The following is a 7,432-nucleotide window of genomic DNA, read 5'->3' as shown; positions in this document are numbered from 1 at the left end:
TAGATAGGTCTTATTGACAATACCTGACCTATCTTTTTCTACCATAAATCGTCACATTCTTTACACTGTACTGTTTCCAGCCTTCTTTGTCTCCCCTTCAGTGAAAATCGTTTATCTAATCGCAATTTATTCAAATAAACTGAATAACATTGTAGAAGATTTTTCTAACCTGTAGGTAAATATTATATGACTGAAGTAATTGAGATACCCGTTAGTTTGACTTATTTTCAACTTCCTGAAGCAGTGCAAGCGCGGTTACAATTTTTATTAGATCGTCAAGATGCAGGTGGAGAATTGACTTTAGCAGAAAGAAATGAAGCTGAAGGTTTAGTTGATTTGGCGGAATTTTTATCTTTGCTTTCCTTGCGTTCTCAGACTAATTGATGTTAAAATCAATACAGTAGTAATTAGATTTAATAATAATTATGATAAATCCAGGGGAAAAACCCAATGACTTAGTACAAAAGATTAACGAACTTCAGAAAAGATTAAAAGAATCCACTGAAGAGGATGAACAACAGAATTTTAAGGAAGAGATTAAAAAGACATGGATAGCAGTAGAACAGGACATCAAGGACTGTGGACTTGCACTTGCTAAACTTGCTAAACAAAAAGAGATTATTGAAGCTGAAGTCTATGAAGAGTTTGAAAGTATTAAAGGCAAAGAAGAAACTGAGGAATTGTGGAGATCCAAGGAATGGGATGGAAAGCGTGTATTGAGGTCTGAGCTTGAAGAGGAAGAATTCATCCCGGAAGAAATTATCAAACTAAACTTAAATCTCCTTCCCAATGCTGAAAATGCAGTTGTTGACATTTGTAAATTGCGTGACTATTGCCTCAATCCAGAACATCCTAAAGGTAAAGATAAAGCCCGTCTTTTTTCATCAATTTTGGGTATGACTGCTGATAATGCTGAGGAATTGCGGCAGATTATTTTGGAAAAAGTCAAAACTCAAGAAGTTAGTTTGAATAGGTGTGATAAATTTGGACAACGCTACACACTAGACTTTACTCTAGAATGGCAAAATAGAAGTGGAATTATTCGCACTGGTTGGATTATTGAACCTGGTTTTGATATTCCCAGATTAACTTCCTGCTATCCTTTATTATAATAAAATCTGGAGGTTATACAAAATGAGTAAAATTGCACCCAATCTATTAGATGTAGTAGCACTCACAGTTGATTTACCTGAATATAATTTGTTACGTGGTCAAGTTGGTACAATAGTGGAATTATTAGCCGATGGTGCTGCGTTTGAAGTAGAATTTAGTGATAGTAATGGACAAACCTATGAATCTGTTGGGTTGCGTCCAGAGCAAATTATGGTGTTATATTTTGAGCCAGCATCACCTAATTTAGTGCCAGAAATGGTTACAGCGTAAGTAATTGTGGGTTGGGTTTCACTTCGTTCTACCCAACCTACGGGACTAAACAATCCATCCAAATCAATAGGTTTGTCATCAAAAAGTAAAGGATCGTTATAATTTGTATCTTCGCATTCTCGTATATGTCCTTCATCCTTCATCATTTCTCTGACACCAGCAGGAGGATTAGCCTTATACTTGACCATTGCATCTTCTATTGCCGAGTAGTATTCATTGAGAGGATCAGCTTTATACTTCTCAAGATTGATTTTTATTACGCTACTGTAGTCCATATAGGCATTTCCATTTAATTTTGTTAAAGTTGAGAAATATTATAAACCCTGTAGTCGGTTAAATTTTATTTGATTTTAGATTGTATTTCATTATTTATCCTCGCACTTCACATACCTACCAAGACCTTTTCCAATTGACGGCTCCCATCTAGTACATTCTGGTTGTTGTAGCACTACTGGATTCCTACTCAAAAAATCCATAGTCGAAAAGATAGAGACTACTATATACAGCATCATTAATAAAAAGAAAAATTCATATAAAGAGCTTTGTTTTTCTTGTTCCTTATTGAGATTTATTTTGAATATTTTATATATATAGCCTAAAATTTTAGAAAAAACATAAGATGATAAAATTACAAAACTCCATAGAAGAACAAAATTTGTTAAAGTATCTAGATTATCCCAACGATTTGTTTTTTCTAGTGGATGGTATAATCCACTAAAATTTCGATACATCCAAATCGTTGGTGGAACGACAATTAAAGAGGTAACGATAATCATAAATATATTAAAAACATATTTATTGATGAAAATAAATTTGGTTAGAAAATTAACTACAGCAAATGACAAAATCAAAAGAAGACAAAAAGTAATTAATGATGTTATCAATATAAACATAAGCAAATGTTAAATTAAAAGATTTACACCTCATATATAACAGATTAGAGCTTCATGAGGTATAGAAATAAATATACCACCCACGCCATTGCACAACTACCCTTCACCAATAAGTTAATTTAGAAGTATATTTTCGGTTTAGCGAACTACTACTTCCGGGTATTACTACCCCCAAGACTGATCTGTAGTGTATAAAATAGAAACTATAGATTGCTGAGGTAATATTTATGACTCTTTACTGCTGGAATTTGGAAAACCAAGCTTCTAATAACCAAGACAATTGGGATAAAATTAAATTTTGGTGGGAAAACTTGAATAATTGCAACGTAAAACGATGCTGTATGTCTGGAACATTTACTAAATCAGAGAATTTAACTATCTACAACCCATCCTTAAAAGATAACTGTCTTGAATATAATTCTGACAAAAAAATCCTATTTAAAAAGCTAGAGCTAAATACAAGTAATGATACATTAGAGGTTAGACTGTCCAATAATTCTCAAGTTTACACATTTACCTTAAACACTTAGGCATGAGTAGTAGGTTGGGATTAATGTTAGTTTGCATTTCATTCAACCCAACCTACTCGTTACCAATATCATCATCAAAAATGATTTCCTCACCCGCACCCCACATCATGTCATAAATACCTTGACGCACCGCACGGTGAAAACTTGAATATTCCCAATCTTTTGGCGCTGTTACCAAACCATGTTTCACGGGATTATAATGAATATATTCAATATGATTTTTAAAATCTATTTCATCTCTAATTAAATGTTCCCAAAAACGATGCTGCCATACTGCTCGTTGTTTCTTCTTTTGCCTATATAAAGATATATTTTCTGGTACAATATTTTCACATTTACGACTAAAATAACTTTTAATCAACCGCCAACGAGTTGAAAAATCATGATCATTTTCTGGTAATGTCCAAATACAATGGAGATGATCAGGTAAAATAACAATAGCATCTATAATAAATGGATGTTTCTGCATTACATAACCAAAAGCATCTCTTAATAAAGAAACATTTTTGGGTAAACATAATATTTTTTGTCTTTTTTCTGTCACCACTGTAAAAAAGTATGTTCCTCCTGCCACTTTGGCGCGGCGATATTCCATACTATAAATATCCTTTGATTAAAGTTGTTTTTCATAATCTTGATTTTACCCCGTAGGTTGGGGAGCCATCGCCTTGGACGGGTTTCCCGGCTTGGGGCGAATGGCGTTTGACGCAAGGAAACCCAACATTAATTATCATATCCTGGTGGGTGGTGTTGGGTTTCACTTCGTTCTACCCAACCTACAAATATTGGAGGTTATAGAAAATGAGTAAAGGTACACCCAAATTATTAGATGTAGTAGCACTCACAATTGATTTACCTGAATATAATTTGCTGCGTGGTCAAGTTGGTACAATAGTAGAATTATTAGCTGATGGTGCTGCGTTTGAAGTAGAATTTAGCGATAGTAATGGACAAACATACGAATCTGTTGGGTTGCGTCTAGAACAAATTATGGTTTTACATTTTTATGACGTGGGAGGTGCTACCCAATTTTCATATTCTAAATTAGGGATATTTTGAAAGTGTTTAATATTGGCAGTGATTAAAACGCATTTATTATTAATTGCTGATGCTCCAATCAGTAAGTCAATGGGAGTAATTAATAAACCTCTCTGACGTAAATCTTGATAAATAATACTTGCAACATTAACTGTATCTATATCAAGGGGTAAAATCTCGCTGCTATTGGCAAGAATTTCAAACTGCTGCAAAAGATTCCTAGCATCTTTGTACAGCAATCCACTTTTGATTTCGTAGTAGGTAAGAACAGAAAAAGTTAGATAACTGTGAAATTGTTGGTATTCACGGAATTTTTTGACAACTTGTGCTTCACCTCGCAGAAAATATGAGAGGATATTAGTATCTAGTAAAGCTTTTTTCACAGATCAATTTGCCTTTGCAAGTCTAGTAATCTTTGTTCTTCAATTTCATGTTCGAGGTTTTGTAAAAGTATAGTTTCTTCAGAATTGGCAATACCAGCAAATTGCATAAAATCTATATTTTTTGGATGCAATAGTTGTTGACGTTGTGCTAATTGCTGGAAAATCAGTTGAGCAATTTCATTCTGTTCATCTTCAGGTAGCCGTGAGACGACAGCATAAGCTTGTTGTAAGAGATTAGTCATATTTTTATTAAATACTAGACAACAATAGTTTAATTATTAGCAGATGATTGTGCATTTACATTATAACATAGCAAAACCCGCCAGAGTGTAGAGAGAAATGGCGGGTTTGTCGATAGATTTCAATGCAGTGGTACTACAAAGCAAAAATCCTAGACCTTAACTGGCTGCTTGGTTTCTGTAGCCTGATAAGGATTGTTATTGTTAATAGGTTGTGGTTCTACAAAAGCTTCTCGACCTGTAATCAATCGAGAACGACGATTACGACTAATATAATTCCATGCCCACTGAAATACAACTAATAATTTAGTATCAAACTCGATTAAGAAGTAGATGTGAATTAATAGCCAAAATACCCAAGCAATGAAACCTGTGAGTTTGATAAAGCCTAAATCTACAACAGCTAAATTTTGCCCAATCATTGCCAAACTACCCACGTCGGTGTAATGAAATTCTGGCAAAGTATGACCGTGAAGCCGTAGTTGAATCAGTCCACCTACATATTCTCCTTGTTGTTTGGCTACGGGTGCAACACCAGGTAAAGGTTTACCAGTTTGATGGGAGAAGTTAGCTAAATCTCCTATTACGAAAATGTTTTTATAACCCTTGATAGTCAAGTTTGGTTCTACAATTACGCGTCCAGCGTGATCACATTCTACATTTGCACGTGCTTCTAGAATTTTCCCCATTGGTGAACCCTGAACACCTGCTGACCACAATATAGTTTTTGAGGCAATTTCTTGAACTTCATTACCTTGTTTGAAAGTAACAATGTCATTTTCAATATTTGTCACCCTGGTTTTAGTGTGGATAATCACACCCAACTTTTGCAAAGATACTTCTGCTACTGCGGATAACTCTGGTGCAATGTGTGGGAGAATGCGATCGCCCCCTTGCAATAGTACAACTTTCGTTTCTGAGGTGTTGATGTTGCGGAAATCGTCTTGCAGGGTTTTGTATGCCAATTCTGCGATCGCACCTGCCAATTCTACACCTGTTGGACCACCCCCCACAAGCACAAAAGTCAACAAAGCACGGCGTTTTTCAGGATCAGTTTCATTTTCTGCTGCTTCAAATGCCGAAAATATCCGGCGACGCATTTCTATCGCATCTTCCACAGTTTTCAAGCCAGGAGCAAATTCTTTCCAGTTATCTTTACCAAAATAGGAATGGTTAGCACCTGTAGCAACAATTAATGTATCATAACTGACTACTTGATCACCCAGAATAACTTGTTGCTTTTTTGGATCAATATCCTTGACTTCTCCCAGCAACACTTTTGTATTCTTGCTTTTGCTGAATACAGATCGCAATGGTGCAGAAATATCAGCAGGTGATAGCGTACCTGTGGCAACTTGATATAAAAGTGGCTGAAATAGGTGAAAGTTACGTTTATCAATGAGAGTAACATTTACATTTGCCTTAGCAAGAGCCTTTGCTGTATACAGTCCACCAAAGCCACCACCAACGATAACAACCTGATGTGGTGCATTCTTCTCACGTGAAACTGCCATAAACCATATTTCCTTTTGTTAAGAGACGTGTAACCTTTCTTAACAAAGATGTAACAAAATTATAATGTATTTTGCCGTTTATTTAGAACTATTGAAAAAATAATAAAAGTAGTTAAAGTCACTAATCGCTCATTATTAAAAGGAAACAGGCTTGAAGTTAATGTTGGGTTTTCTCAACCCAACCTACATTTTGTTTGGATGGATGGTTTACAATCTATAAAGTAAGTCAACATCAATTTCTGATCCCAACCCTAAACTTATCACCAAAATAAAATTAGAACAGTATCTAGATTTTTATTTGCGATAAAAACAGCAAATTCGCCAACTTATAAACTATTCGCGCACCCACATTACCATCCCACTCAGCATCACCGACTTCGCAGACATCAAAACCAATAATCTTTCGGCCACTATTCACCAATTCTCGGAATAAACAATAAGCTTGTTCTAATTCCAATCCCCCTGGAACTGGTGTACCTGTATGGGGACAAAGTTTGGGATCTAAACCATCGACATCAAAACTAATGTACACATTTTCTGGTAAATGACTAATTATTTCTTGACATAAATTAATCCAAGTCATTCCCGCATATAACTTTTGTTTAATTGCCGGTTCATAATAAGCAATAATGCGCTCGTTTGAGTTGTTAATTATATCTACTTCATCTTGACAAATATCTCTTATAGCCACTTGTACTAATTTAGAAATTTGCGGTATCTTCATCGCATTGAACATGATAGATGCATGGGAAAATTCAAATTCCTCATAGGCATCACGTAAATCTGCGTGTGCATCTATATGCAAAATACCATAATTCTCATATTTAGTGGCTAAGGCTTGGAAATAACCCAATGGTGAACTATGATCACCACCAATCACAGCGACTTGCTTACCCTGATTTATCGCTGTTTGACATTGGGTAAACAGCCATTGATTAACCTGTTCACCTGCTTGATTAATTGCTGTTAGCACAGGAGTTAAATCAGGTGTATCTGTCAGTGCTTTTCCTTGGGCTTGTCGTTCAATAATTTTAGCTGCTTCTTGACGGTAGTAGTTATTTTTTTCAAAAATATCTTGGGGAATTTCTAACATAAAAATTCCCTGTTTCCAGCCATCAGGATGATCAAAATCGAATAGATCTATTTGCAGTGAAGCATCAAGAATTCTCTGTGGTCCGTTGGCTGTTCCAGCACCGTAAGAAACGGTAACTTCCCAAGGTACAGCAAAGACAATTAAGTTTGCAGAATCATAATCAAATGGTAAACCCAATAGATTCCCATTAATTTCAGCTATCCCACTAGGATTGTAGTCTTGAAGTTGATTATTCATTGCTCATGTTCTAGATTTACATCAGCAGAGAAAACCCTGCTTAGTTAACATCTGCATTGTAGCAGCATTGACTATTAATCAACTTAAAATTGCCAATATCTATAAATTAGGTTTTTAGGTAT

At 35.3% G+C, this 7,432-nt stretch carries 10 protein-coding genes; 4 read left to right on the top strand and 6 right to left on the bottom strand.

All coding sequences use genetic code 11. From position 1 onward, the window contains the following. Positions 1 to 186 precede the first annotated feature (186 nt). From H6G59_RS02240 to H6G59_RS02230, 3 genes are read left to right on the top strand one after another with little or no spacing between them, the layout of a single operon-like run. Positions 187 to 384, top strand: coding sequence for a hypothetical protein (locus H6G59_RS02240; RefSeq protein ID WP_190711533.1), 198 nt, complete (start codon positions 187 to 189; stop codon positions 382 to 384). Between the two features lie 41 nt (positions 385 to 425). Then, positions 426 to 1,112, top strand: coding sequence for a DUF6883 domain-containing protein (locus H6G59_RS27195; protein ID WP_242038753.1), 687 nt, complete (start codon positions 426 to 428; stop codon positions 1,110 to 1,112). A 22-nt stretch (positions 1,113 to 1,134) separates the two neighbouring features. Continuing rightward, complete coding sequence (locus tag H6G59_RS02230) at positions 1,135 to 1,383, top strand: DUF4926 domain-containing protein (RefSeq protein WP_190711532.1); 249 nt, start codon at positions 1,135 to 1,137, stop codon at positions 1,381 to 1,383. 365 nt (positions 1,384 to 1,748) lie between these two features. Here H6G59_RS02230 and H6G59_RS02225 read toward each other — a convergent pair whose 3' ends face one another. Next, positions 1,749 to 2,159 (bottom strand): hypothetical protein, encoded by a 411-nt coding sequence (locus H6G59_RS02225; protein ID WP_190711531.1) that lies wholly within the window; start codon positions 2,157 to 2,159, stop codon positions 1,749 to 1,751. A 699-nt stretch (positions 2,160 to 2,858) separates the two neighbouring features. Then, the gene (locus tag H6G59_RS02220; RefSeq protein ID WP_190711530.1) at positions 2,859 to 3,401 is read right to left on the bottom strand and encodes an REP-associated tyrosine transposase; all 543 of its coding nucleotides are present in this window, start codon (positions 3,399 to 3,401) and stop codon (positions 2,859 to 2,861) included. A 206-nt stretch (positions 3,402 to 3,607) separates the two neighbouring features. Here H6G59_RS02220 and H6G59_RS02215 point away from each other — a divergent pair, with 206 nt between their 5' ends. Further along, positions 3,608 to 3,865, top strand: coding sequence for a DUF4926 domain-containing protein (locus H6G59_RS02215; protein WP_190711529.1), 258 nt, complete (start codon positions 3,608 to 3,610; stop codon positions 3,863 to 3,865). Here H6G59_RS02215 and H6G59_RS02210 read toward each other — a convergent pair. The 4 genes from H6G59_RS02210 to speB all read right to left on the bottom strand — a co-directional run bounded on the left by H6G59_RS02210 (position 3,811) and on the right by speB (position 7,310). Beyond that, positions 3,811 to 4,227, bottom strand: coding sequence for a PIN domain-containing protein (locus H6G59_RS02210; RefSeq protein WP_190711528.1), 417 nt, complete (start codon positions 4,225 to 4,227; stop codon positions 3,811 to 3,813). The genes H6G59_RS02215 and H6G59_RS02210 overlap by 55 nt on opposite strands. Beyond that, entirely contained in the window at positions 4,224 to 4,469 is a 246-nt protein-coding gene (locus tag H6G59_RS02205) for a hypothetical protein (protein ID WP_190711527.1), read from the bottom strand. The genes H6G59_RS02210 and H6G59_RS02205 overlap by 4 nt, the downstream gene beginning before the upstream one ends. A 149-nt stretch (positions 4,470 to 4,618) precedes the next feature. Continuing rightward, positions 4,619 to 5,980: an NAD(P)/FAD-dependent oxidoreductase gene (locus tag H6G59_RS02200; RefSeq protein WP_190711526.1), complete on the bottom strand. Its 1,362-nt coding sequence runs from the start codon at positions 5,978 to 5,980 to the stop codon at positions 4,619 to 4,621. Positions 5,981 to 6,266: 286 nt separating this feature from the next. Continuing rightward, complete coding sequence (gene speB, locus H6G59_RS02195) at positions 6,267 to 7,310, bottom strand: agmatinase SpeB (RefSeq protein WP_190711525.1); 1,044 nt, start codon at positions 7,308 to 7,310, stop codon at positions 6,267 to 6,269. Between the last annotated feature and the right edge of the window lie 122 nt (positions 7,311 to 7,432).

Origin of the sequence: Anabaena lutea FACHB-196 (assembly GCF_014698305.1) — a bacterium.
GTDB classification, from domain to species: Bacteria; Cyanobacteriota; Cyanobacteriia; order Cyanobacteriales; family Nostocaceae; genus Anabaena; species Anabaena lutea.
This window is presented reverse-complemented; position numbering and strand designations above follow the sequence as displayed.

Coding starts and splice junctions, on each gene's coding strand:
- H6G59_RS02240 (WP_190711533.1), top strand. CDS start 187: ATGACTGAAGTAATTGAGATACCCGTTAGTTTGACTTATTTTCAACTT.
- H6G59_RS27195 (WP_242038753.1), top strand. CDS start 426: ATGATAAATCCAGGGGAAAAACCCAATGACTTAGTACAAAAGATTAAC.
- H6G59_RS02230 (WP_190711532.1), top strand. CDS start 1,135: ATGAGTAAAATTGCACCCAATCTATTAGATGTAGTAGCACTCACAGTT.
- H6G59_RS02225 (WP_190711531.1), bottom strand. CDS start 2,159: ATGATTATCGTTACCTCTTTAATTGTCGTTCCACCAACGATTTGGATG.
- H6G59_RS02220 (WP_190711530.1), bottom strand. CDS start 3,401: ATGGAATATCGCCGCGCCAAAGTGGCAGGAGGAACATACTTTTTTACA.
- H6G59_RS02215 (WP_190711529.1), top strand. CDS start 3,608: ATGAGTAAAGGTACACCCAAATTATTAGATGTAGTAGCACTCACAATT.
- H6G59_RS02205 (WP_190711527.1), bottom strand. CDS start 4,469: ATGACTAATCTCTTACAACAAGCTTATGCTGTCGTCTCACGGCTACCT.
- H6G59_RS02200 (WP_190711526.1), bottom strand. CDS start 5,980: ATGGCAGTTTCACGTGAGAAGAATGCACCACATCAGGTTGTTATCGTT.
- speB (WP_190711525.1), bottom strand. CDS start 7,310: ATGAATAATCAACTTCAAGACTACAATCCTAGTGGGATAGCTGAAATT.